Here is a 23,061-nt window from a genome sequence, read left to right as displayed (position 1 = left end):
GACCGGAAGCAGGCTGCTCCCGGTGTCGGACCCTCCGTCGGCCGCCGGCATGACGTCCGGCTCGGCATCCTGGTCCACGCGGTCGGCCTCGCCGTCCCCGGGCGCGGCAGGGGACTGCGAGCGCTCCGGGGCGGGAGGGCGGTCGGCCCGGGATCGTCGCAGCACGGTCACCTCTCCTTCCCCGTCCTCAAGGCTAGGCCGGGGACGCCGATCAGGCCCGCGGATCCTCACAGGCCGTTACCGCTTCGCGTCCGGATTCAAAGCTTCGCGTACCTCACAGGTACCCCCGCACCGGGCGCACACCCCCGCACCGGGCGCACACCCCCGCACCGGGCGCACACCCCCGCGCCGGGCGCACACCCGTGCGCCGGGCGCACACCCGTGCGCCCGGGTCAGGACGGGGGATTGCCGGTCTCGCCCGCGATGAAGGGGGTGATCTCGAACATGCCGGCGCACTCCGTGATCTGCCCGGTGAACGTCAGCGACGCCTTGCTGCCCGGCGGGTACATCTTGAGCTGTGTCGAGGCCGGCAGGCAGGTGCCCTGCTGGTTGGCGGTGTGGATGGTGTCGCTGGCGGTCCCACCGGGCTTCAGCACGACGGGGGAGTAGTCCATGGGCCTGCGGGTGGCGGGCTGGCCGATCTGCTGGCCGTTCGCGTCGAGCATCGACAGGCCGGGATAGCCGGTGAGATGGCAGGCCGTCGAGCCGGTGTTGGTGATCACCAGGTAGCGGTAGAGGTTGCCGGCGCCCGCGTCGCCGCCGCCGAGGGCGGCGCTGAGCTGCGAGGCGGCGCACATCGGGGTGGTGTCCCCGCCCGTCGGGGCGGTGGAGGGCGCGCCGGCGCTCCCGGTGGTGGCGCCGGAGGTCGGTGTCGTGGGAGTGGGCGCGGCCGGGGTGTGCGAGCCGCCCGTGCCGGTGGCCGGTGTGCCGGACGGCCGGGCCGTCGGCGTGCCGGAGGGCGTGGGGGTGCCGGTCAGAGAGTTGCTGGCCGGGGGGCCGACCACCTCGTCGCCGTTGCCGCCGGGGTCGATCACCCCGGTCACGAAGAGCGCACCGGCGATCACGGCGGCGGCCACGCCGCCGCCCGCGAGCGCGCGGACCGTGCGCCGCCGCACCGCCCGGCGCCTGATGCGCTCGAACGAGCCCGGTGGGGCGGCAAGGTAGCCGCCCGGCGGCCGCATCAGGCGCTCCACCGGGTCGGGGGCGCCGTCGCCCTCGGGGTCGTCGATCCCGCCGAGGCGGTCGAACCGCTCCGTGTGGGAGAAGGGATCGGCGCGCGCGCCGGGGTCGCCACCGCCCTGGTGGCCGGAACCGCCGGAACCGCCGGGAGCCCCGGGTCCACCGTGGTCGTCGGGCCGGTCCGGAACCCCGGGGCGGTCAGGAAATCCGGTCATGGTGCTCCCCGAGCTTGGCGCGCAGCAGTTCACGGGCGGCGTGCAGATCGGCCTTGACGGTGCCCTCCCGGCGGCCCAGCAGGGCCGCCACCTCCCGGACCGGCAGGTCGGCGTAGTAGTAGAGCAGCGCCGGGTTGCGCAGCCGCTCCGGCAGCGACTGCACGAGCATGCGCACCGTGGGGTCGGTCGCCTCCGGCTGCTGCTTCACCGCTTCCTCCGTCGTCACCCGGCGCAGGGCGCGCCGTTCGCGCTCCAGTCTGCGCCAGTGGTCGCGCACCAGGTTCGCCGCGGTCACGTAGAGGAACCCGCTTGGCTCCTCGACCTTCGTCCAGCGCGCCCACAGCCGGGTGAACGCCTCGGACGCGATCTCGTGCGCGGTCCCGTCGTCGTCCACCAGCTTGCGCACCCAGCCCGCCAACCGCGGGTACAGGGCCGCGAACAGCTCGGAGGCCGCGCGCTCTTGAGACCGGATGACCGCTCCCCTCGCTCGTCGTGACTGCCCGGCGGGGCCCGCCGACCGTACCGGCCCGGTCAGGCCGCACGGTCGGCGGGCCGGTACGGTCGGCGTCGGGTTCACGATCCGGACACCAGCGAGGCGTACACGATCACGTTGTCCGGGTAGCCGCCGCCCCCGCTGATCCGGGTCCCGCCGCATGTGATGAGACGCAGCTCAGGGTGGTCGACGTTCCCGTACACGGCCGATGTCGGGAAATGCGACTTGGCGACGGTCTGCACCCGGTCCACGACGAAGGTGGCCACCGAGCGGTCGGCGCGGACCACCGACACGGTCTCCCCCTTGCGTAGCTCGTCCAGGTGCAGGAACACCCCGTCACCGTAGGCGCCGACGGTGACGTGCCCGAGGATCACCGAGGGGCCGAGCTGGCCGGGCGTCGGCGAGCCGTCGTACCACCCCGCGGGGGCGTGCTTCTCGATCGGCGGCACCTTCACCTCGCCGTCCGCGGCCAGGCCGAGGGACTCCACCGGCGTGTCGACGCCGATCGAGGGGATGCGCAGGCGCGCGGGCGTCGAGCGGGCCATGGGCTGCGCCGAGGCCGAGGCCGAGGCCGCGGGTGCGGACGTGGACGGGCTCGGCACGTGGCCCGCGGCCGAGGTGCTCGGCGCCACCGACCCGCCGTCGGACGGCGTCTGCGCGGGCGCGGTCGACGCGCACCCGCACAGCAGCGCCAGGCCCGCCGCGAGCGCGCACACGGCGCTCCCGCGGCGGGCCCGGCGGCCGGCGGCCTCCTGACGTACGGCGGTCACGCCGGCCGGGCGGCTCAACGGCCGTCCCGCACCCTGCGGCGGCGCGCCACCGCGAAGCCGGCCGCACCCAGCACGAGCGCGCCCGCGCCGGTCGCGGCGAGCGCCGTGCTGTCACTGCCGTGCGAACCGGTCGCCGCCAGGCCGGTGTCGGGGGCGCCCGAGGGCACGGTGGGCACCTGGGCGCCGCCGTTGGCACCCGTCGACGGTGCGGAGGTGGGTGACGTGGTCGGGGTGCCGCCGTCGTTGCCGCCCTTGCCGGGACCCATCGGGGTCACCGAGAAGGTGTTGAAGCACTCGGTGATGGCGCCGGGGATCGTGAGCGACGCGGTGTTCCCGGGCGGGTAGATCTTCAGCTTCGAGGACGGCTGCAGGCAGGTGCCCTGGTGGTTGGCGGTGTGGATGGTGTCGCTCGCCGACGCGCCGGGCTTCAGCACGACCGGGGAGTACGTCCGGGGCTCCCGGGTGGCGGGCTGCCCGATCTGCTGGCCGTTCGCGTCGAGCATCGACAGACCCGGGTAGCCGGTCAGGTGGCAGGTCGTCGAGCTGGTGTTGGTGATCACCAGGTAGCGGTAGAGGTTTCCGGCACCCGCGTCGCCGCCCCCGAGGGCGGCACTGAGCTGCGAAGTGCCGCACATGGGAGTGCCGGTGGAGTCCGCGACGGGCGAGGACGCCATCGCCGGCACGGCTCCCAGCACGGCCATCGCGAACACCGCGGTTCCCGCGGCGAGTGAACTGCTGCGCATCTCCTGCTCCTTGTCTCCCCGGATGTCTTCCCAGGCCCCTCCCGGGGCTTCCCCGGGCGACTCGCGGAACCCGTCGTCCGGAATCGGGAACAGAGACGACCGGTCCCGCGCCCGGGTTGTAAAGAAACGTCAAAGTCCGTCCGATTGACCCCAACGACCTTGCTGACCAGCCGACTTCGGGTTTCGGCCCACCCTTCACTACGATCCTGCGATGATCATGCGAAAGCTACTGGCCGCCGGATCGGCCTGCGGGCTGATGGCCGCGCTGGCCTGCGGCCTGCTGCCGGCCACCGCCCACGCCGGGGAACCGGTGCCGGGAGCCACCCCCAAGGTCGAACTCGTCCTCGACGTCAGCGGCTCGATGAGTGCCAAGGACATCGACGGGCAGTCCCGGATGTCCGCCGCCAAGCAGGCGTTCGACGACGTCGTGGACTCCACGCCCGACGGAGTCGAGCTCGGCATACGCACCCTCGGCGCCAACTACCCCGGTGACGACCGCAAGACCGGTTGCAAGGACACCAAGCAGCTCTACCCCGTCGGCGAGCTCAACCGGGATCAGGCCAAGAGCGCCGTCGCCACCCTCCAGCCCACCGGCTGGACCCCCATCGGCCCGGCGCTGCTCGCCGCCGCGAGCGACATCAAGGGCGGCGACGGCACCCACCGCCTGGTGCTCATCACCGACGGCGAGGACACCTGCGCGGCCAACCCCTGCGACGTGGCCCGGCAGATCGCCGCACAGGGTGTCGACCTCACCATCGACACCCTCGGCCTGGTGCCCGACACCCACACCCGCAGCCAGCTCAGCTGCATCGCCGAGGCGACCGGCGGCACCTACACCACGGTGCAGCACCGCCAGCAGCTCACCACCAAGGTCAAGCAGCTCGTCGACCGCAGCACGGACGTCGCGGTGACGCCCACCGCCACCCAGGGCGCCGACACCTGCGCGGGCGCGCCGGTGCTCAAGCGCGGGCTGTACAGCGACCGCGAGACGTTCTCCCAGAACCGCTGGTACCGCGTCGACGTGCGCCCCGGGCAGGAACTGCGCGCCTCCGCCACCGTCTCCGACGACCGCTCGGTGAACGCCGACTACGGCGTCCTGCTGCGCGGCGTGACCCTGCACGGGCGGGAGATCGTCCGCGACGACGAGAGCGGCACCGGGCGCACCGACGCCGTGTCGGCCGGCATCCGCTACCCGAAACCGAAGGCGGACGACGACGACACCCCGGCCGAGACGGTGTGCCTCCAGGTCGGCAACTCCTTCTCCGCGCCCGCCTCGGTCAAGACCACGCCCGGGCTCCCGGTCGAGCTGTCCATCGACCTCGTGCACAGCCCCGACCAGCCGTCCGACGTGGCCTTCTACGGACTCGGCCGCGGCTGGTGGCTGCTCGGCCTGCTCGCCGCCACCGGCATCGTCGCGGGGCTGATCACCGGCTGGGCCGCCCGCTGGCGCCTGAACACGGGGAGGACCCGCTGATGCGCACGCTCCGACTGATCGGCGCGGTCACACTGCTGGCCGCCGCCGCGCTGACCTCCCTGACCGGCACCGCACTCGCCGACGACTCCAGCGCCACCCCCGACCCGAGCGCTTCCGCCACCGGCTCCGACGCGCCGCCCACCCAGGCGGGCACCGACTTCCGCACCGCCACCGTGGTCGGGCAGGGGGTCCAGGCCACCGCCGACGCCTCGGCGGGCGACTACCTGTACTGGCAGTTCCCCGCCGACACCGGGCAGCACGTCACCGTGCACGCCACCGTCACCTTCCCCACCACCTCGACGCGGCACGGCGCGTCCAGCTGGCAGGTCGACGTCTACGACGGCCTGCGCCGCCGCCAGCCCTGCCGCTACGGCACCCAGACCGCCACCGCGGCCGCGTCCGCGACGTCCGTCGACCTCGTCTGCCACCTGCGGACCATCCGCTCCTGGGCCGAGCCGTGGTCGAACGACCCGCTGCGCGGCGCGTACTACGTGCGCGTCACCGTGCTGGACCTGCCCTCGACCGACCTCGGTCAGCCGGTGCACGCCACCGTCGAGGCCACCTCCGACGGCACCGCCGGCAGCCAGGCCGTCGACGGCTCCGTCGCCCCGGTGGTGACCGCGAACGGCCCCCGCGTCGCGCCCTCGGACGGCTGGGCCGGCACCTGGTGGTCGCCGCGCTGGCTGTGGACCGGAGGGGGCGGGCTGCTCGCCATCCTGCTCGCCTTCGCCGGCCACCGGCTGGCCCGCGGTCCGCTGCGGCCGCCCGCGCCCTCCCGCCCGCCGATGTACGACCGCCCGGACCGGCCCCGCGAGCCCGCCGGGTACGGCGACTGAGGCGAGCGGGGGAGACCGGGGATTCCGGAGGACCGGACGACCGGGCCGTGCGCGGGTGCCGCGCACGGCCCGGTCCGTCGTTCCGTGCGGTCCTTCCGGGCGCGGGGGCCGGGAGCCCGGCCCCCGATTGCGCCCACGGCGGACCCCGACGGTCCGGCGAGTGGACCCCGACCGGTCACGCACGGCCCGGACCCGGTAACGTCCTGTGCGTGGTCGGCTGCCGGCCGGTCCGCGGCCGCGGGATTCCCGCGGACCGGGGCGAACCGCCAGGCATGATCACGCCGTACCGGGGAAGGCGAGGCGAGGCACCGGGCCATCCCCGAGTCCTTCCCTGTCCCGAACGGAGCGGCACCCCAGTGACCAGCGAGCACCCGTCAGCGCCCCCCGCCACCGCGCCCGCCGTGGACGCGCCGCGAGGAGCCCCCTGCTGGGCGAACCTCACCGCGCGCGACCTCCAGGCGTCGGAGAAGTTCTACGGCAGCGTGCTCGGCTGGGAGTTCCGCAACACCACCCTCGGCAGCCACTTCGCGGTCGCCCTCAGCAACGGCCGCCCCGTCGCCGGCATCGGCGCGGTCGCCACGGACCTCCAGATCGCGGTCGGCTGGACCCCGTACTTCTTCGTCCCCCAAGTGGACGAAGCCGCCGCCCGCATCCGGGAGCGCAGCGCGACGGTGGCGCTCGGCCCGGTCGCCTTCGCCAAGGGCCGGGCGCTGCTCGCCGCCGACCGGGACGGCGCGGTCTTCGGCGTGTGGGACGGCCGGCTGCCGAGCGGCTGGGAGAGCTGGAACGACCAGGGGCCCGTGGTGGTGCGGCTGCGCACCCGCGACGCCTTCGAGGCCGCGATCTTCTACGGCGGCGTGATGCAGTGGGCCGACGGCAGCCCGGACGGGTGCACCGTGGACTACGAGCACGACGAGGTCGTCGTGCGCAGCGGCGGCGCGGTCGTCGCCCGGCTGAGCTCCGGCGCGGTCGAGGCCGATCCCGACCCGACGGTGCGGCCGCACTGGGACGTGCAGTTCACCGTTCCCGACATCGAGGCGTGCGTGGCCGCCGCGCGCGGCCTCGGCGGCACCCTGGTCCGCCAGGGCGCCACCTACTCCGGTGCCTTCGCGGAACTGCGCGACCCCGACGGCGGCCTGTTCACGGTGATCACCGACCGCGCCGACGGACCCGCGAACTGACCGGAGCGGTCCTGGCAGCGGATCCTGGCAGCACGGACCCGCCCGTCCGTCCCGCGGGTCCGGCGGCGTGCTCAGTCGAGGTACTTCTCCGCCCAGATCGTCTTCCCCGACGGCGTGTACCGCGTGCCCCAGCGGTCGGCGACCTGCCCGACCAGGAACAGCCCGCGCCCTCCCTCGTCCCACGGCTGGGCGCGGCGCGCGTGCGGCGAGGTGCTGCTGCCGTCGGAGACCTCGCAGATCAGCGCGTGGTCGCGGATCAGCCGGAGCGTCACCGGCGGGCTGCCGTGCCGTACCGCGTTGGTCAGGAGCTCGCTGACCACCAGCTCCATCGCGAACGCGTGCTCGGCCAGGCCCCACGCCTCCATCCGCGCCATCAGCGCGGCCCGCGCCGTCGCGACGTCCTCCGGTCGTGCGGGCAGCTCCCACATCGCCACCCGGTCACCGTCCAGCACCCGGGTGCGCGCCAGCAGCAGCGCCACGTCGTCGTCGCGCTCGGCGGGCAGGTGCGCGTACACCCGCTCGCACATCCCCTCCAGGACGTCCTGCTGCCGGCCCGCCCCGTCCCGGCCCGCCCGGTCGGTGCCGGGCGAGAGCAGTGCGGCCAGCGTCTGGGTGGCGTCGTCCGCGGCCTGGTGCCGCAGGTCCAGCAACCCGTCGGTGTACAGGGCGATGACGGTGCCCTCGTCGAGCGTCACCTCGCTGCCCTCGAAGGGCACCCCGCCCACGCCCAGCGGCGGGTTCTTCGTCACCGGCGCGAACTCCACCCGGCCGTCGGGGGAGACGAAGGCCGGCGGGGTGTGGCCGGCGTCCGCCATCGTGCAGGTCCGCGTGATCGGGTCGTAGACCATGTACAGGCAGGACGCGCCGGGCTCGTTGCCCTCGTCGCCCTCGCTCATGCGCAGCACCAGGTCGTCCATCCGCGCCAGCACCTCGTCGGGTGCCAGGTCGAGGTCGGCGAGGGTGTGCACCGCCGTGCGCAACCGCCCCATCGTGGCCGCCGCCTGAACCCCGTGCCCGACGACGTCGCCCATCACCAGCGCCACCCGGGCGCCCGACAGCGGGATCACGTCGAACCAGTCGCCGCCCACGCCCGCCGCGGTGTCGGCCGGCACATACCGGTAGCGCACCTCCGCGGCGCTGCTCGCGGGGAAGTCATGGGGCAGGAGCCCCCGTTGCAGGACCAGCGAGGTGTCGCGGCTGCGGGTCAGCGCGCGCTCCCGTGCCCGGCCGACACTGATGAGTACCGCGACCGACGCCGTCGCGGCCACGAGTCCCAGCCGGATCACCCACATGTCGGTGCTGTCCTCCGGCTGCCAGTGCCGCAGCGCCGCGTAGGTCGCCACGGTCAGCGCGCCGATGAGCGCGGTGGCCTGCACTCCGTGCACCGCGGCGGCGAGAAAGGGCACCACCGTGAGGACCAGTCCGAAGTGGCCGGTGGGTGAGGTCAGGACGAGTGCGGTGGCGGTGGCGGCGAGTACCAGCAGAGGCGCCGCGCGCCACAGGGGCGCGAGGCCGTAGCGTGCCGTCGCGTCGGCGCCCGATTCCGCGCCGGTGTGATTCACCTTGCCCCCTTCGACAAGTCGACGGGAACGCCTCGCGTCCACCCGCCTCCGTTCCGAGGTGAACCGGCGTTACCGAAAGCCTACGTCAGAGACATCGTGGTCGCTGAGAGTGACCGGTGCGGCGGGTGCGGGTGCTGCCGCGGGTGACGGCTCCGGTGCGGGCGCGCCGAACCGGGCGAGGCAGTGCCACACCTTCTTCAGGTCCTGCGGGTCGTACCGGCCGCCGGCCACCGCCGCTCCGATGACCGCCGGGTCCAGCCGGCCGTCGACCGCGATCCGGGCCCCCAGCTCCACGAACCGGGGGCCGCGGTAGTCGGGATGCCGGCGCAACTCCTCGACGGCGAGACGGAATCCGCCGTGCCACTGGAGCGGGAAGGGCAGCGCGCGGGCCTGCTCCTCCACCGCGGTGCCGCGGTAGCAGGGGTCGAGGACGAGGGCCTCGACGTCCTCCGCGAGCCGCACCGGCCGGTGCACTTGCGCCTCCACGTAGTCGTCGAGCGCGTCGGCGCGGTCCGCCTCCGCCAGCGCGACCAGCGCCATGCGCGCGGCCACGCCGAAGTCGGAGGGCTCGCAGAAGCTGTCGGGGTAGCAGAAGGTGGTCCGCGCGAGCACGTGCCCGGCCAGCCGGAAGTGCGCGGAGCCGAACCGCGGCGCCGCGCCGGTCGGGCGGCGGCGGAAGTTCAGTGCGCCGTACACCGGCCGCTGCTCGGGCGGCGCGTCGTCGTACGCGGCGCCGAAGATCCGGCTCTCCCAGCGCCAGCGGTCGCCGCCCGGGTACGCCGTGAGGCCGCCGTTGCTGCTCCCGGTCACGAACTGCGAGCGGTAGACGCCGTCGGCGGCCAGCGTGGCCAGGATCGCGCGGTCCCCGTGGGCCCGGTCCGGATGGAAGTTCAGCGTCACCCGCAACCGCGGGTCGAGCGGGCCGCCGGCCGACAGCCCCTCGACATGGCGCAGGGCCCGCTGCGCGGGCGTGGGTGGCAGGTCCTTGCTCGTCATCCCCGCAGTGTGCCCGGCAGGACGCGAACCCGCGCACATGATTTCGGGGGAGCCTGCCCCGGCGGACGTCGCCGCGTGGGCGACGTCCCATGGATGGATCGCTGAGACCCGTCCGCGCAGGGGCCGAGCTCGTACCAGCGGTGCGAGGTCTCCGTGGTGCCGCGGGACCGTTCACCCGGTCCGGCGCGGTTCATTCGCCGTCGCACCGCTCCAGAACGAGGCTCGCGGACCCGGCTTCGAGTCCGTTGGAGTCCTCCAGGTGGAGATGAGCCCCGTCGGGCGTGCCGTCCCGCGCGAGTGTGAGCAGATGGTCGGCCAGGGTCTTCAGCCCTGCGGCGTTTGCTTCGATGACGATCTCTCCGCCGAGGTCGCGCACCTCGATGCGCGCACCCTCCTCCCACGTGAAGACTCTCGTCACCCCGTCCGCCACCGTATTGAGGCGCGTGGACACCGGCGGAGAGCCGTTCGATTCGGAGGTCATGCGCAAGGATCACCCATCGACCGGGGCCTGAGCCAGTAGGTTGCGCGTAGGTGCACGCCTTCCAGGTCCGTTGGATGAGCCATAGGGTCGTTCGCCTTCGTGGCTCAATGAGACGGAAACGGACGGCAGGGAACGCCCACCCCGTCCGCTGCTCGGCGGTGCACGTGATCGCTCGACGAGCGTCACGCGCGGGTGCGGTGCCCCCGTCGGGCGAGCGGGTGGCGGGCACGCGGGGACACCCGCTACTCGTCCTCGAACTCCTCGACGGACGGCGGCAACCGGTACTGCCGTTCCACGTCGGCGAGCCGGGCGCGACGCACCTCGCCGATCGCGTCGAGGTCCGCGCAGACGACGGTGTGCGCCGGCATGACGAGGTCGTCGGGCAGGGGGTCTATCCCTCCGACCCGTACGGCGATCGAGCCGACGACGTACGTCGTACCGCCCGGTCTGGTGGGCTCGATCCGCCACCAGTACCGACGCGGCACCTCCTTGGCCCGCATCGACCTGGTCGCCAGATGCACCCAGCGTTCGTAGTTGGTGAGCACGGTCCGCACTTCCATGCCGCACTTGGGGCACTCGTCGGGCTCGATCGGCTCGAAGCTCTCCGGACCCGGGTCGGGCCTGGGCAGGGCCGTTGCCCCGTCGAGGTCCGCCATCTCGTTCGCCACCCGGTTCCAACACGGATCGCAGCGCATCACCTCGAGCGGGAACGCCACCCCGCGCATCTGCGCCGGCCGGCTCGGGTCGCCGCAGTCCCCACACACGTGCCGCTGTTCGGTGCGCCCACCACCCATACCTTCGAGTGTGAGCACGTGGGCGCACCGAGTAATAGGGCGAGTTCAAGCCCAATCCTGCTGGTCGAGCGAACCTGCCGGTTCGACGCCGGCGGACGGGCAGGGATCGCTCGGCGACCGGGGGAGCCGGATGTGCGGGCAGGCCCGAGAGCCGGGACCCGATCCGAACCGGTCGGCCTCGGCGATGCGGGCGACTCCCGGTGACGCCCGGGGCGAAGCCCCAAGGGCAGAAGGTCAGTTGGCGGACGCGGGCGCCGGCGTGGCGGGCAGGGGCTGGAGGCTGGCCGGCACGGACTCCAGAGCGCTGTCCCAGACCGCGGCCATCTTGTCGTACCCCTCCTGCTTGGGGTGGACGCCGTCGGCGAGGTCGTCCGCGGTGAGCGCGGCGTGCATGTCCACGAGGTGGACGTTCGGGCCCTTGCTCGCGACGATGTCCGGGATCGCGGCGTTGTACGTGTTCACCATCGTGGCGTGCGGCTCGCCCTGCTCGGTGATGATCCGGGCCACGAAGAGCTGCACGTCCGGCTTGGTCCGGAGGATGTGGTCGATGAGAGTGGACAGCCGGGCGGGCGCATCCGCGACGTCGTCGTCCTGGTTGATGTCGTTGGTGCCGATGTGCAGCAGGATCGTGCGCGGGTCGGTGGCGTTCAGCCAGCCGACGATGTTCGCGTCGAGCTGGTCGATGCGCCAGCCGGGGTGGCCTTCGTGGTCGTGGTCGCCGAGTTCGGCCGGCCCGTTGGTCTGCGAGCCGACGAAGTCGACGAGATGGCCCGCGCCGGCCAGGTCCTGCCACAGCGTGACCCGGTAGCCACCGGGGTAAGGCGTGTAGCCGTCGGTGATGGAGTCGCCGAGGGGCATGATCCGGACGCCGCCGTTGGACTCGCCCGGTATCGCCGCGACCGCGGAGGTCTGCGGCAGCGCCACCACGAGCGCCGCGAGCAGTCCGGCGAGCGCGGCGAGCAGGGACAGCGCGCGCCGGCGGGCGGCGGCGGGGGAACGGCCGGGGCGTCCCCGGCGAGGGAGGGTTCCGCGCATGGTGGGGGAGTCTCCTTTCGCGCGGCGCGGGCGAAAGAAGCCGCCTCGCGCCAGGAAACGTGCGGGAAAATGAAGGACTTTGCTCAGAAGTCGAGCGGGCTGATGCTGCCTCACATCAGACTGCCGGACCGCGTCGAGGTCACGAGGCATGCACATCAAGGCAGTTGGGGAGGGGTGTGGGTGCTTCGCGTGGAGGCAGGCGAGCAACGGGCGGGCGTGCGGGCGGAGATGGCATTCTGCGCGATGCCGTAGACAAGTCCGCCGGCCCTCTCTAGGGTCTGAGCGAGTCGCGCACTGTCGTCACCAGTCTCACCAGACCCTTCAGCTCCTCCGGTCCCACCCCACCCGCACGCCGGTTCCCGCACCGGCCGGCCCCCACACGACAGAGGAAGCCCCGATGACCAGACGACCCCTGCCCGGGTTCCGCCGCCGCGCGCTGCCCCTGATCGGTGGCTGCGCGGCGGCCCTGCTGATCGGCGCGTCCGGCGCGCTGCCCGCGAACGCCGCCGCCCACCCGAGCGGCTCCGCCGCGCGGCCCCCGAAGGCGGCCGCGCCCGCGTGGGACGGCACCTTGTGGGCCACCCAGCTCCAGTTCGACGACCACGGCACCGCCTGGTCCCAGGCGAGCTTCGCCGCGCTGAAGGCCGACGGACTCAACAGTGTCGAGATCGACCTGCCGTGGAACACCCTCGAACCGTCCGCCGGCCACTACGACTTCACCGAACTCGACCAGGAGCTCGGCAACGCCGCCGCCGCGGGCATCAAGGTCGTCCCGATCTTCTGGCAGGCCGGCTGGGGCGGCAGTCCCGCGAACTGGATCACCAGCCGCGAGGTCAAGAGCGACGGCACGCAGGGCGACCAGCCCGTGTGGTGGGACCCCACCGAGCAGCCCGAGTACTTCGACTACGTCACCAGCACCCTGAAGCACATCGTGTCCAACCCCGGGTACGGCGGCTCGATCCTCGACTACGGCCGGCTCGACGCCCAGTGGGACATCAACAGTGGCGCGGGCGGCTTCGCCCCGGCGGACGTCGCGGAGTTCCACAGCGCCTACCTGCCGCGCACCTACGGCACCGTCGCCGCGTTCAACACCGCGAACGGCACGACCTACAGCTCGTTCGACCAGGTGCCCGCCGCGCCGGCCGGGCAGCCGCTGGCCGGCGTCTACCAGGCGTTCCGCGCCTGGAGCGTGCAGGACACCTACAGCAGGCTCGCCGCCGCGGCCCGCGCCGTCACCAACACACCGCTGTACTTCTACTACGGCGGCCACGTCGGCGACGGCGCGAACTACGCCAACAACCCCGACACCTTCTTCAAGGTCGCCAAGCAGTACCGCGTCACCATCATCGAGGACGCCGCCAACAGCCCCGGCCTGTCGATGCTGTTCGGCAGCCTGTCGCGGGCATACGGCGTGAAGGTCGCCCAGGAGTGGACCGCGCCGACGGACGACGCCTCGATGAAGGCCCAGGCCGCCCAGTGGGTGTCCCTGCACGCCATGGACCTGCCGCAGAACGGCGGTGAGGACTTCTTCATCCACGACGGCACCAGCAAGGACACCATCGGCTGGCCGGTCTACACCGGCTTCGTCCCCACCCTCGAAGGGATGACCGGGTCCTACCCGACGAAGCCGGCCGCGGTGTACATCGACTACTCGCTCGCCTACGGCAACCCCTCCGGCGGCAGCCTCGGCGCGCCCGAGGACCACATCACGAACCTGTGGCTGGCCCAGCAGGCCGGCTTCTCCGTCGTGACCAGCCAGGAGGTCGCCAACGGGGCGGTGAAGCTGGGGCAGTTCAAGGCGGTGCTCCCGCTCAACGGGGTCGACGCGACGCTGAAGTCCTACCAGTCCGGGGGCGGCACCCTGCTCACCTCCGACGCGCAGATGGCGCAGTACGCACCCGCGTACGTCCGGCTCTCCGGCGCCGGCACCGCGCAGACGGTCCCGGCGGTCGCCAACGACCGCAGGAGCGCGTCGCTCACCCTGGCCGGGATCAGCCCGACCACCGGCTACGACGGCCCGGTGACCGTCCTGCCCTCCGGCCTGAACCTCGTCTCCGGCAGCTACCACCTCGTCGACGCCGCCGGCGGGACCGTCCTCCCGCAGAAGGCCGGCGCCGACGGCGGCCTGTGCGCGGCGGCCACGCTGGCCACGGGCGCCCTCGCCGAGTGGAAGGTCGTCCCGGGCGCGATCCCGTCCGGCACTCCGGTGCCGGCCGCTTGCGCGTAACGCTCGCGCGTCGCTTGGCGCGGTCGCCGTCGCTGTCTGCGGCCCGGACCCGGTCCGCCCCTCGCGGGCACCGGGCCCGGGCCGCCGTAGCATCGGCGCGTGAGCCGCAAGGAGGGCAGGGCACGCCGACTCGCCGTCGGCGAGGCGGAGTTCAGGTGGTCGGTGCTGCACCGCCACGAGGCGCGGGGCGAGGGCCGGTACGAGGACTGCCGCCAGGTCGTGGTGATCCGCCGGTCCGGCCGGCCGGGGTGCCTGCGCGTGGTGTTCCGGGCCGCCCCGGGCAGGTACGTGCCGGGCGGGGCGACGACGGCCTCGGGCACCGTCGGGGTCGTCGGCGGCGCGGCGCTGAACCTGCACGAGCCCGGCACCGCGCGGGCTCTGCTCGACGAGGCCCTGGCCCGAGGGTGGCGTCCCGAGGGGAGCGTGGCCGAAGAGGCGGACGGCTGGGCGCTGTTCGGCGCGGTGGCCGCCCGCCGCGGCGCGAAGCCGGAGTGCTGATCCGACGGCCGGCTCCGTGCCCCCGGCGCGGGGCGGACCACCTCGACGGCCGCCGGATCGCCCGGCAGCGCGCGGAAAACCGCGTGACGCGGTCGGCGCCGTTCGCCAGACTCACCGGCATGAGTCCGAGGATCACCCGCATCAATCCCGACGACCTCCATCCCACCGCCGGCTACAGCCACGTCACCGTGGTCGAGGCGGGCCGCACCGCCCATCTCGCCGGCCTGGTCCCGCTCGACCGCGCCGAGGCGCTGGTCGGGGCGGGATCGCTCGACGCGCAGATCGACCAGGTCGCCGCGAACGCGCTGGTCGCGCTGGCCGCGGTCGGGGCCGGGCCGGAGGATGTCGTCCGCTCCGTCATCTACGTGTGCGGCGACGAGACCGACCCGCTGGGCGCCGCCTGGCGCCGCCTCACGGACTCCGTCATCGGCCCGGCGTTCACCACCGCGAGCACCCTGCTCGGCGTCACCCGGCTCGGCTACAGCGGGCAACTGGTCGAGGTCGACCTGACCGCGGCGCTGCCCTGACCCGGGGGAGGACCCGCGGATGAACGCCCACCTGCGCGTGTGGTGCCTGCGGCACGCCGAGTCGGAGAACGTCACCTCCGGCATCGCGGGCGCCGTACCGCACGCGGCGCTCACCGCCCGGGGCCGCGAGCAGGCCGCCGCGGCAGGCCGTGTGCTCGCCGCCCACCGGCCGGTGGCGGTCTGCACGAGCAGCGCGCTGCGCGCCCGCGAGACCGGGCGGATCGTCGCCGAGGCCGCCGGTGGCGTCGTGACGCGGGCGCTGCCCTCGCTCGTCGAGGTCGGCATCGGCACCTTCGAGGGCTCGGCCGACCCGGCCGTCCACCGCCGCACCGCGGAGGTGCTGCACGCCTGGGTGGTCGGCCAGGACCTCGACCAGCGCGTCGCCGACGGCGAGAGCGGCCACGAGGTGCTCGCGCGAGTCACCGGAGCCTTCGACGACATCGCGGCCGCCCACCCGGGCGACACCGTCGCCGTCGTCGGCCACGTCGCGTCCCTCACCGCCGCCCTGAGCCACCTCTGCGGCCTCGGCCCCGCGGTCTGGGGCACCCCGTTGCCCCACGCCGCCCCCTTCCTCGTGATCCACGACGGCCGGACCTGGCACTGCCAATCCTGGCCCGCCCCCGCGCCCACGGGGAACTGAGACGCTGGACCGCCGGGGACGCGGGTGCGGCGGACGGCGGCCGGATGTCAGTGGGCCGTGGTTGCCTGGAGTCAGGACCGCAAGGGGCGTGCCGGGCAGCACGGAAGGTGGGAGCGGTGGCGGAGCGGAACCGGGTCACCCCGCTCGGCGAGGTCGCCGCGTTTGCGTTGCGCGGGGCGTGGACGGGCAACCGGGGGATCCTGCACGACGGTCACCGGGTGGTCCGCTTCCACGCGAGCGACGCGTGGCTGACCTGCGCTCTGGAGTTCCGCGGACGCTGGCGGCGGCAGTGGGAGCCGCACCACTACACGTACCTGTTCTTCCACGACGAGGCGGTGTCGCTGGCCGCCGGGCACCGCCCCTGCGCGGAGTGCCGCCGCGCCGCCTACACCGAGTACCGCGAGGCGTGGAGCAGCGCGCTGTCCGTGCCGGTGCCCTCCGCCCGGGAGATCAACCGGCACCTGCACGCCGAGCGGCTGTACCGCGGCACCCACCGGCGCCGCCTGCACGACATGGTGTGGTCCGGGCTGCCCGACGGCGTGTTCGTGCTCCTCGACGGGCGGACCCCGGCACTGCTCAGCGGCGGCGCCCTGGTGGAGTGGACGCGAGACGGCTACGGGGCGCGGCGTCGGGTGCCCTCCGCCGGGCGGGCCGTGGTGGTCACCCCGCCGTCCTCGGTGGCGGCGCTGCGCGCGGGCTACCGTCCCCAGATCGACCCCGGGGCCGCGCCCGCCTGATCAGCCGCGCCCCCGCACCCACCACCCTCACCCCTCGTCGGCGAGCACCTCGTCGAGCGAGCGGCGGTGCTCCGCGGCGGACGCGGGGTCGGTGTCGATCTGGTCCGCCAGGCAGATCAGGGACTTCCAGACCAGCCAGCCCCGGGCCCGCGACCAGGTGGCGGGGTCGTGGCCGACGGCCGCGCGGAACGCCTGCCTGCTGCGTCCGGAGAACATCGTCCAGGCGATGACGAGATCGCAGGCGGGGTCGCCGACCCCGCAGGTGCCGAAGTCGATGACCGCGGCCAGCCGGCCGTCCTCGACCAGCAGGTTGCCGTGGGCGATGTCGCCGTGGAACCAGACCGGTTGATCCTCCCACCGGCTGGTGAGGGCCTCGTCCCAGATCCGTTCGGCCCGGTCGGTGTCGATGCCGTGGCCCGGACGGCGGCGCAGTGTCGCGAGGGCCTGCCGGGTCTCGTCGTCGTAGTGGGCGGGCGGACCGCCGCGGTGGAAACTGTGTGCGCCGGCCGCGGGGCCCCCGGAGGCGTCCGCGCGCTGGAGGGCGCGGACGAACCCGGCCACCGAGACGGCGAACTCGGCCAGGTCACCGATGCGTTCGGCGCGCGCGGTCTCCCCGGCCAGCCAGCCGCGCACCGACCACGGGTACGGATAGCCGCAGCCGGGTTCGCCGGTGGCGAGCAGCGGCGGCACCGGCACCGGCAACTGCGGGGCCAGGACGGGCAGCCAGCGGTTCTCCTTCGCCACCGCGGGGACGTACCCCTCGGCGGTCGGCAGCCGTACCGTCATCGCGTCGCCGAGCCGGTACGTCCGGTTGTCCCATCCGTCGACGGGAACCGGCGCCACCGGCAGTCCCGCCCACTGCGGGAACTGCTCGGCGAGCAGCCGCCGTACCAGCGCGGCGTCGATCCCGGCCCGCCCGTCGGCCCTGCCGCCCCCATCGACGGGGGAGTTGCTCTCAGAGCTCTCGATCACCCAGGGATGGTGGAACGCGGACCCGCGCCCCCGCAACGGGTTTTGGCCTCCGCACCGGGCCGTCCGCGCACGATGCGCGAGGAGTTCGCACCTGCGACGAAGTTGCCCGTACCGGAACGCCCACCTACGCTGGCTGCGCCGTGGTGCTCGGGAAGATCGGTGCGATACCGAAGCGGCCCTCGCCACTGTGATCGGGAAGTCGTCGTGTTCGTTCCGCCCCGCATGCCGGGGCGGAGGCCACTGGTCGCCTGTGCGGCCGGGAAGGCCGAGCGCGGCGGCGTTCGACCCGTAAGCCAGGAGACCGGCCACGGCACCGCACGACGACACTGTCCACGAGGTGCTGGAGAGGCTGCCCCGACATGACCCTGCCCGAAATCGGCCCGGCGCCCGCCGGCCCGGCCGGCACGACGCCGGTTCCCCCGCTGCGGCGCTTCGGCCGCGCGGACCTGATACGTACCGGCGTGCTGCTGGCCGCCGTCGCCGCCCTGCACGTGGTGGCGTTCGCGATCCTGGTGGTCATGGTCGCGCCGCACCACTACGCCGTCGGCAAGCAGGCGTTCGGCGTCGGGCTCGGCGTCACCGCGTACACGCTCGGCATGCGGCACGCCTTCGACGCCGACCACATCGCCGCCATCGACAACACCACCCGCAAGCTGATGGCCGACGGCCAGCGGCCCGTCTCGGTCGGCTTCTGGTTCGCCCTCGGGCACTCCAGCATCGTCATCGTGCTGGCCGGGTTGATCGCGGGCGGCGCGAAGATCGCCGGTACCCTCTCGAACCAGGACTCCGGCACCCACGCCACCCTCGGGGTGATCGGCACCACCGTGTCCGGGTCCTTCCTCTATCTCATCGCGGCGCTCAACCTGGTCGCCCTCGCGGGCATCCACCGCGTGTTCAAGGAGATGCGCGCCGGCAACTTCGACGAGCACGAGCTGGAGAAGCACCTCGACAACCGCGGCTTCATGAACCGCGTCCTGGGCCGCCTGACCCGGTCGATCCGCCACCCCGGGCAGATGTTCCCGGTCGGGATGCTGTTCGGCATCGGTTTCGACACCGCCACCGAGGTCACCTTGATGGTGATGGCCGGTTCGGGCGCCGCGGCAGGGCTGCCCTGGTACGCGATCCTGTGCCTGCCGCTGCTGTTCGCCGCCGGCATGAGCCTGTTCGACACCCTCGACGGCACCTTCATGAACTTCGCCTACCACTGGGCGTTCTCCAACCCGGTGCGCAAGGTGTACTACAACCTCACCATCACCGGGCTGTCCATCGCGGTGGCCTTCGTCATCGGCACCATCGAACTCGTCGGTGTCCTGCACGACAACGCGGGGTTCAGGAACGCCTTCACCGACCAGGTCGCGGGCATCGACCTGAACAACGTCGGCTACGTCATCGCCGGGCTCTTCGTCGTGGTCTGGGCGTGCGCGCTGGCGTACTGGCGCCTGGCCCGGGTCGAGCACCGCTGGGGCGGGGCGGCGGCGGGCGGGTCCTCAGGGCGGTGACACGGGCGGTGACACGGGCGGTGACACGGACGGCGACGCGGACGGCGGCGACAGGGAGGTCGCCCCGGCGGCCGGGGTGCGGGTCACGGCGAGAACGGCCATGTCGTCCTGGCGGTCATGGCCGGTCCACCGGTCCACGTCCTCGGTCAGCGCGTCGACCAGGTCCCGCGGATCCGCGAAGTCCCGGCCGGCCAGCGCGGAGCGGCACGGATCGTAGAAGACCCCCTTGCCGTCCCGTGCCTCGGTGACCCCGTCGGTCACGAACAGCACGCTCGCGCCCGTCGGCAGCGGCCAGCGGTCGATCGGGCGCTCGTGCGTGGCCGCGCCCGGCAGTCCCATGCCCAGCGGCAGCGCGTACACGCTCGGCCGCAAGGGCGTGAACGACCCGCCCGAGACGAGATAGGGCGCCGGGTGCCCCCGGTTGACCAGGAGGAGGGTGCGCCCGTCGAGGGGCACCTCGGCGAACAGCGCCGTGGCGAAGTCCTCGGCCGGGAAGTCCACGCCCTCCCGCGCGGCGTTGCGCGCCAGCGCCTTGTCCATCCGCGCGGCCAGCGCGGCCAGGCTCGGCGCGTGCTCCGCCTCCTGCCGGAACGCCCCGATCGCGACGGACACCGCGCCGATCGCCTGCAGTCCCTTGCCGCGCACGTCCCCGATCATCAGCCGCACGCCGAACGGTGTCTCCTGGACCGCGAACAGGTCGCCGCCGATCCGCGCCTCCGCCTGCGCCGCGGTGTACGTCGACGCGACGGCCAGCGGCCCGGCCCGGGCCGGGAGCCGGGGGAGGACCGCCCGCTGCGCCGCCTCCGCGACGGCCGTTGCCCGCGCGAGCTCGGTCACCTGCCGTCTCATCAGCACGTTGACCGCCAGCGCCAGCACCCCCACCACGCCGACCACCGCCGCGTCCACCAGGGTCGCCAGCAGCGGCTGCCCCTGGCCGAGGTCCAGCACGACGGCGGCGACCGTCGCGAGCACCGCGAAGAGCACGCCGACACCCAACGACAGGGTCCCGGCGGCGGCCAGCGGCGCCGCCGCCAGCAGCGGCAGACCCACGTACGGTTTCGGGCCGAAGAGGTCGAGCAGGGCGCCTGCCACCAGCGTCAGCGTGGCGAGCAACCCGGGCGCCCTCCACAACGCGGCTCGCTCTCCCATCGCCCGTGCTCCTCATGGCGCCTGGTGACCGGGGCCGCCCGCCGCGCCTGCCGCGGGCTTTCGTCCCTCAACGGTAACGGCTGGCGGGAGGCCCGCAAGCGCGACGCCGCGACGGCCGCCCGGGAGACCCGCAGCCCTCACCAGCCGGGAACGAGCCGAGAAGACATCGGAGCTGTCGGCGATCCGACCGGTCCGGATCCTTGACAGGAAGCGGAAGAGAACCGAACTTGAGAGGGCTTCGCTCACGGATTCATCAGATGTATCGTGCCCCGCCCCACCGACTGCCCCCCACCATCGGTAGCGCCGGCCCGCCCCCACGCGGACGGCCCGAAGGGACCGTGACGCCATGCAGCGCCCCACCGGAACGTGGCCCACCCACCGCATCCTGCTGCTCTGCGCGGCGCTGGCGCTTGCCGTCGGCACGCCTGCGGCGCTGGGTGGTGGCCCCGCCTCAGCCTCCGCCTCCGCGGCCTCGGCCGCCGCACCCGCCGTGGTCGTGGACGACGGCGGCACCTCCCTCACGCACCGGGCCGCCGCGGACACCGGCGCCCTCGGCGTGACCTTCGGATTCGAGACCTCCACGCTCGCCGGCGGCCCGTACACCAACCAGGGCAGCACCATCTACAACCTGCCGATGTACCAGGCGGCGGACCAGCCCAGCTCCCAATTTTGGCTGAACTGCGTGGAGCAACTGGTCTCCGCCGGGGTGGACTTCGTCGCGGTCGACACCCGCGGCTTCGTACCCGGTTCCGCCGTGCCCAACGGCGGCGGCGACCCGCGCGAGCTGACCGAACTCGTGGCCGCCATCAACCAGGCGGGAGCGGCCGGCACGCTCAAGATCGCCGCGTTCGACGACACCCCCGCGTCGATGACAGACAAGAAGAACCAGGTCAAGCACCACACCGGCGGCTACTCCCCGCCGTTCGACATGAGCGACACGACCGGCGCGGGGGAGGGCGGCTACCAGTACCTGTGGGACGACGACCTCAAGGCGTTCTTCCAGGCCGTCCCGAGCAGCATGCTCTACAAGGTCGACGGCCGCCCGCTGGTCTACCTGTGGTCCGACAACAGCTTCGCCTTCAGCAACCAGGGCGGCGGCAACTCCGCGGCGATGCTCTCCTACGTCCGCACCCAGGCGCAGGCGCAGTTCGGCGAGAACCCGTACTTCGTGACCGACCAGTCGTGGATCGCCAACGATCCGGGGGTGGCGTCCGTCGCGGACGGCCAGGACGCGTGGTTCGGCGTGCCGAGCCCGGCGTACACCAACGCCACGCTCAACGGCCACACCTTCGGTGCCACGGTGCCCGGCTTCTCCTTCGTGACCGGCTCCACGAACATGGTGATCGACCCGGACCACGGCCGGACCCTCGTGAACGACCTCGCCGCGACCGTCGGCGCGAACGACTCCCTCACCCTGGTCGAGGGCTTCAGCGACTGGCTGGAGAACGCGGCGCTGTGGCGCACCGAGGACGCGCCCTATGCCACCACGCTGCGCGACTACCCGGGCCAGGACATCAACATCCTGCGCCGCTACTCCAAGGCGCCCTTCCCCGGCACGCTGACCGTCCAGGCGGAGACCGCCGACTCCGTCTCCGACACCACCTCCGGCAACGACTTCGGCGTCTACCGCGCGGACGGCCTCGACGTGCAGACCACGACCGACACCGGAGGCGGCTGGAACGTCGGCCTCGTCGCCACCGGCGAGTGGGAGCAGTGGAACGAGGTCCCCCTGCAGAACACCGAGGACTTCACGGTGCGCGTCGCCACCCCCAACCCCAGCACGCAGCTGCGGTTCGTCGTGGACGGCGTCGCCGGTCCCACCCTCACCGTGCCGGACACCGGCGGCTGGCAGACCTGGCAGACCGTCGACGCGGGCACCTTCCAGTTCAAGCCCGGCACCTACCACACGGTCCGGATCGAGTACCCCAACGGCGGCCTCAACGTGGACTGGTGGCAGGCCGTCAGCTCCTGAGCCCCTGCTCCGCCTCGTCCAGGGCGCGCGCGTAGGTGACGGACTCGCGGTCCACCGCGAACCCGAACTGCCGGTAGAACCCGAGCGCGCCGCTCGGGTTGGCCGTGTCCACGGTCAGCGAGGCCGTGGCGTACCCGGCGCCGCCCGCCGCCCGCAGCAGGTCGGCCAGCAGCGCCGGGGCCGCGCCCCGGCCGCGGTAGGCGCGCCGCGTGCCCAGGTAGCCGACATGGCAGTCCCGGCTGCCCGTGGCGGCGGTCTCGGCGGTGCTCTCCTCCGCCAGCAGGTAGGCCGCCACCTCGTCGCCCGCCATCAGCAGCCGCGACATCGCGGGCCGGAACGAGCGGGCGCCGGTGACCCATGTGCGCCAGTCGGTCCGGTCGAGGCTGGAGAAGTTCCAGTGGTCGCGGAACGCGTCGTTGTGCGCGAGCCGGGCGGCCTCGTCGTACGCCGCGTCGTAGGTCACCAGCCGGGTGCCCTCCGGCGCGGGCCGGGCCTCCGGGCGGTCCCCACCCACCGGCTGCTTCATCCCGAACCACCAGCGGCAGGCGGTGAAGCCGCATTTCTCGGTGAGTTTCAGCAGCCCCGCGTCGCCCGCCTTGCCCTCCAGCAGCAACTCGCCCGGCAGCGCGGACAGCGTCGCGTCCCCGGTGTGCCGGGCCCGTGCGCGCCCCTCCAGCCAGCGGACCAGCCGGACCCCGATGCCGCGCCGCCGCCACTGCGGGTGGACCGTCGCCTCGCCCTGGAAGCGCGCGACGTCCACCGCGCCGTGCGGTGTGTGCAGCACCGCGAACGCGGCCAGGCGCGATCCGTCCCACAGCCCGACGGTGTCGCGCGCGACGTCCAGCTTGGGGTCGTCCAGGACGTCGAGGAGTTCCCCGGCATCGACGTGGTCGCCAGCCCGGTCCACCCGCTCGACCGCCTCGTGGAGGTCCAGCCAGGCAGGGACGGCGTCCCCGCCGAGCGGGCGGGTGCTCAGCTGCCCCGTGCTGTCCAGATTGTCCATGATTGCCATCTTTTCACGCTGCCGATCCGCGGTCGCGGCGGCGCCCGCCCGGCGCGGGAGGCGGGGGTGGGCGGCGGT

22 protein-coding genes and 1 riboswitch are annotated in these 23,061 nt (G+C 73.6%); of the genes, 10 read left to right on the top strand and 12 right to left on the bottom strand.

All coding sequences use genetic code 11. The features are described 5' to 3' along the window. Positions 1-392 precede the first annotated feature (392 nt). The 4 genes from C4U44_RS20405 to C4U44_RS20385 all read right to left on the bottom strand — a co-directional run bounded on the left by C4U44_RS20405 (position 393) and on the right by C4U44_RS20385 (position 3,400). Positions 393-1,394 carry a DUF4232 domain-containing protein gene (locus C4U44_RS20405; RefSeq protein WP_103887297.1) on the bottom strand — a complete coding sequence of 334 codons (1,002 nt, stop codon included), beginning with the start codon at positions 1,392-1,394 and terminating at the stop codon, positions 393-395. After that, positions 1,378-1,866 carry an RNA polymerase sigma factor gene (locus C4U44_RS20400; RefSeq protein ID WP_235032233.1) on the bottom strand — a complete coding sequence of 163 codons (489 nt, stop codon included), beginning with the start codon at positions 1,864-1,866 and terminating at the stop codon, positions 1,378-1,380. The genes C4U44_RS20405 and C4U44_RS20400 overlap by 17 nt, the downstream gene beginning before the upstream one ends. Before the next feature lie 101 nt (positions 1,867-1,967). Continuing rightward, positions 1,968-2,657, bottom strand: coding sequence for a class F sortase (locus tag C4U44_RS20395; RefSeq protein WP_235032221.1), 690 nt, complete (start codon positions 2,655-2,657; stop codon positions 1,968-1,970). A gap of 14 nt (positions 2,658-2,671) precedes the next feature. Then, positions 2,672-3,400: a DUF4232 domain-containing protein gene (locus C4U44_RS20385; protein WP_103887294.1), complete on the bottom strand. Its 729-nt coding sequence runs from the start codon at positions 3,398-3,400 to the stop codon at positions 2,672-2,674. A 211-nt stretch (positions 3,401-3,611) separates the two neighbouring features. Here C4U44_RS20385 and C4U44_RS20380 point away from each other — a divergent pair, with 211 nt between their 5' ends. From C4U44_RS20380 to C4U44_RS20370, 3 genes are all read left to right on the top strand, one after another. Further along, positions 3,612-4,874 (top strand): VWA domain-containing protein, encoded by a 1,263-nt coding sequence (locus tag C4U44_RS20380; protein WP_103887293.1) that lies wholly within the window; start codon positions 3,612-3,614, stop codon positions 4,872-4,874. Further along, the gene (locus C4U44_RS20375; protein ID WP_235032220.1) at positions 4,874-5,710 is read left to right on the top strand and encodes a hypothetical protein; all 837 of its coding nucleotides are present in this window, start codon (positions 4,874-4,876) and stop codon (positions 5,708-5,710) included. Before C4U44_RS20380 ends, C4U44_RS20375 begins: the two co-directional genes overlap by 1 nt. Positions 5,711-6,066: 356 nt before the next feature. Beyond that, a complete protein-coding gene (locus C4U44_RS20370) occupies positions 6,067-6,891 on the top strand; it encodes a VOC family protein (protein WP_103887292.1) in 825 nt (274 codons plus the stop codon). 71 nt (positions 6,892-6,962) lie between these two features. On the opposite strand, the gene C4U44_RS20365 is transcribed toward C4U44_RS20370, so the two are convergent. The 5 genes from C4U44_RS20365 to C4U44_RS20345 form a co-directional block, all read right to left on the bottom strand. Then, positions 6,963-8,453 (bottom strand): ATP-binding SpoIIE family protein phosphatase, encoded by a 1,491-nt coding sequence (locus C4U44_RS20365; protein WP_322973646.1) that lies wholly within the window; start codon positions 8,451-8,453, stop codon positions 6,963-6,965. 69 nt (positions 8,454-8,522) lie between these two features. Then, positions 8,523-9,449, bottom strand: a complete 927-nt coding sequence (locus tag C4U44_RS20360) for a DUF3626 domain-containing protein (protein ID WP_103887291.1) — start codon at positions 9,447-9,449, stop codon at positions 8,523-8,525. Between the two features lie 190 nt (positions 9,450-9,639). Continuing rightward, the gene (locus C4U44_RS20355) at positions 9,640-9,930 is read right to left on the bottom strand and encodes an Imm32 family immunity protein (protein WP_235032219.1); all 291 of its coding nucleotides are present in this window, start codon (positions 9,928-9,930) and stop codon (positions 9,640-9,642) included. Between the two features lie 242 nt (positions 9,931-10,172). Then, a complete protein-coding gene (locus tag C4U44_RS20350) occupies positions 10,173-10,724 on the bottom strand; it encodes a DUF6083 domain-containing protein (protein ID WP_146088304.1) in 552 nt (183 codons plus the stop codon). A gap of 234 nt (positions 10,725-10,958) precedes the next feature. Then, the gene (locus tag C4U44_RS20345) at positions 10,959-11,759 is read right to left on the bottom strand and encodes an SGNH/GDSL hydrolase family protein (RefSeq protein WP_103887289.1); all 801 of its coding nucleotides are present in this window, start codon (positions 11,757-11,759) and stop codon (positions 10,959-10,961) included. A 397-nt stretch (positions 11,760-12,156) separates the two neighbouring features. Here C4U44_RS20345 and C4U44_RS20335 point away from each other — a divergent pair, with 397 nt between their 5' ends. From C4U44_RS20335 to C4U44_RS20315, 5 genes are all read left to right on the top strand, one after another. Further along, positions 12,157-13,986, top strand: coding sequence for a beta-galactosidase (locus C4U44_RS20335; protein ID WP_103887287.1), 1,830 nt, complete (start codon positions 12,157-12,159; stop codon positions 13,984-13,986). Positions 13,987-14,085: 99 nt separating this feature from the next. Further along, positions 14,086-14,484: a hypothetical protein gene (locus tag C4U44_RS20330; RefSeq protein ID WP_200823330.1), complete on the top strand. Its 399-nt coding sequence runs from the start codon at positions 14,086-14,088 to the stop codon at positions 14,482-14,484. Positions 14,485-14,603: 119 nt separating this feature from the next. Next, positions 14,604-15,011: a RidA family protein gene (locus C4U44_RS20325; protein ID WP_103887434.1), complete on the top strand. Its 408-nt coding sequence runs from the start codon at positions 14,604-14,606 to the stop codon at positions 15,009-15,011. 19 nt (positions 15,012-15,030) lie between these two features. Then, on the top strand, positions 15,031-15,651 hold the full coding sequence (locus tag C4U44_RS20320) for a histidine phosphatase family protein (RefSeq protein WP_200823329.1): 621 nt from the start codon (positions 15,031-15,033) through the stop codon (positions 15,649-15,651). A gap of 116 nt (positions 15,652-15,767) precedes the next feature. Continuing rightward, positions 15,768-16,388 carry a hypothetical protein gene (locus C4U44_RS20315; protein ID WP_103887286.1) on the top strand — a complete coding sequence of 207 codons (621 nt, stop codon included), beginning with the start codon at positions 15,768-15,770 and terminating at the stop codon, positions 16,386-16,388. Positions 16,389-16,415: 27 nt separating this feature from the next. Here the strand turns inward: C4U44_RS20315 and C4U44_RS20310 are convergent, their stop codons facing one another. Beyond that, a complete protein-coding gene (locus tag C4U44_RS20310) occupies positions 16,416-17,360 on the bottom strand; it encodes an aminoglycoside phosphotransferase family protein (protein ID WP_235032218.1) in 945 nt (314 codons plus the stop codon). A 124-nt stretch (positions 17,361-17,484) separates the two neighbouring features. Continuing rightward, positions 17,485-17,684, top strand: a riboswitch (cobalamin riboswitch). A gap of 35 nt (positions 17,685-17,719) precedes the next feature. On the opposite strand from C4U44_RS20310, the gene nicT reads away from it, so the two are divergent. Further along, positions 17,720-18,859, top strand: a complete 1,140-nt coding sequence (nicT, locus tag C4U44_RS20305; protein WP_103887285.1) for a Nickel transporter NicT — start codon at positions 17,720-17,722, stop codon at positions 18,857-18,859. On the opposite strand, the gene C4U44_RS20300 is transcribed toward nicT, so the two are convergent. Then, a complete protein-coding gene (locus tag C4U44_RS20300) occupies positions 18,848-20,008 on the bottom strand; it encodes a PP2C family protein-serine/threonine phosphatase (protein ID WP_200823328.1) in 1,161 nt (386 codons plus the stop codon). The genes nicT and C4U44_RS20300 overlap by 12 nt on opposite strands. Before the next feature lie 346 nt (positions 20,009-20,354). On the opposite strand from C4U44_RS20300, the gene C4U44_RS20295 reads away from it, so the two are divergent. Then, the gene (locus C4U44_RS20295; protein WP_103887283.1) at positions 20,355-21,980 is read left to right on the top strand and encodes a DUF5010 domain-containing protein; all 1,626 of its coding nucleotides are present in this window, start codon (positions 20,355-20,357) and stop codon (positions 21,978-21,980) included. Here the strand turns inward: C4U44_RS20295 and C4U44_RS20290 are convergent. Next, entirely contained in the window at positions 21,970-22,983 is a 1,014-nt protein-coding gene (locus C4U44_RS20290; protein ID WP_160145071.1) for a GNAT family N-acetyltransferase, read from the bottom strand. The two genes, C4U44_RS20295 and C4U44_RS20290, sit on opposite strands and share 11 nt — an antisense overlap. Positions 22,984-23,061 lie beyond the last annotated feature (78 nt).

Source organism: Actinacidiphila yanglinensis, from assembly GCF_900107965.1.
Lineage (GTDB): Bacteria > Actinomycetota > Actinomycetes > Streptomycetales > Streptomycetaceae > Actinacidiphila > Actinacidiphila yanglinensis.
The sequence above is the reverse complement of the archived record's forward strand: the minus strand, read 5'-3'. Positions and strand labels throughout refer to the sequence as shown.

Excerpts from the sequence above, each read along its gene's own strand:
- C4U44_RS20405 (WP_103887297.1), bottom strand. The coding sequence starts at position 1,394 with ATGACCGGATTTCCTGACCGCCCCGGGGTTCCGGACCGGCCCGACGAC.
- C4U44_RS20385 (WP_103887294.1), bottom strand. The coding sequence starts at position 3,400 with ATGCGCAGCAGTTCACTCGCCGCGGGAACCGCGGTGTTCGCGATGGCC.
- C4U44_RS20380 (WP_103887293.1), top strand. The coding sequence starts at position 3,612 with ATGATCATGCGAAAGCTACTGGCCGCCGGATCGGCCTGCGGGCTGATG.
- C4U44_RS20375 (WP_235032220.1), top strand. The coding sequence starts at position 4,874 with ATGCGCACGCTCCGACTGATCGGCGCGGTCACACTGCTGGCCGCCGCC.
- C4U44_RS20360 (WP_103887291.1), bottom strand. The coding sequence starts at position 9,449 with ATGACGAGCAAGGACCTGCCACCCACGCCCGCGCAGCGGGCCCTGCGC.
- C4U44_RS20355 (WP_235032219.1), bottom strand. The coding sequence starts at position 9,930 with ATGACCTCCGAATCGAACGGCTCTCCGCCGGTGTCCACGCGCCTCAAT.
- C4U44_RS20350 (WP_146088304.1), bottom strand. The coding sequence starts at position 10,724 with ATGGGTGGTGGGCGCACCGAACAGCGGCACGTGTGTGGGGACTGCGGC.
- C4U44_RS20345 (WP_103887289.1), bottom strand. The coding sequence starts at position 11,759 with ATGCGCGGAACCCTCCCTCGCCGGGGACGCCCCGGCCGTTCCCCCGCC.
- C4U44_RS20335 (WP_103887287.1), top strand. The coding sequence starts at position 12,157 with ATGACCAGACGACCCCTGCCCGGGTTCCGCCGCCGCGCGCTGCCCCTG.
- C4U44_RS20325 (WP_103887434.1), top strand. The coding sequence starts at position 14,604 with ATGAGTCCGAGGATCACCCGCATCAATCCCGACGACCTCCATCCCACC.
- C4U44_RS20320 (WP_200823329.1), top strand. The coding sequence starts at position 15,031 with ATGAACGCCCACCTGCGCGTGTGGTGCCTGCGGCACGCCGAGTCGGAG.
- nicT (WP_103887285.1), top strand. The coding sequence starts at position 17,720 with ATGACCCTGCCCGAAATCGGCCCGGCGCCCGCCGGCCCGGCCGGCACG.
- C4U44_RS20300 (WP_200823328.1), bottom strand. The coding sequence starts at position 20,008 with ATGGGAGAGCGAGCCGCGTTGTGGAGGGCGCCCGGGTTGCTCGCCACG.
- C4U44_RS20295 (WP_103887283.1), top strand. The coding sequence starts at position 20,355 with ATGCAGCGCCCCACCGGAACGTGGCCCACCCACCGCATCCTGCTGCTC.
- C4U44_RS20290 (WP_160145071.1), bottom strand. The coding sequence starts at position 22,983 with ATGGACAATCTGGACAGCACGGGGCAGCTGAGCACCCGCCCGCTCGGC.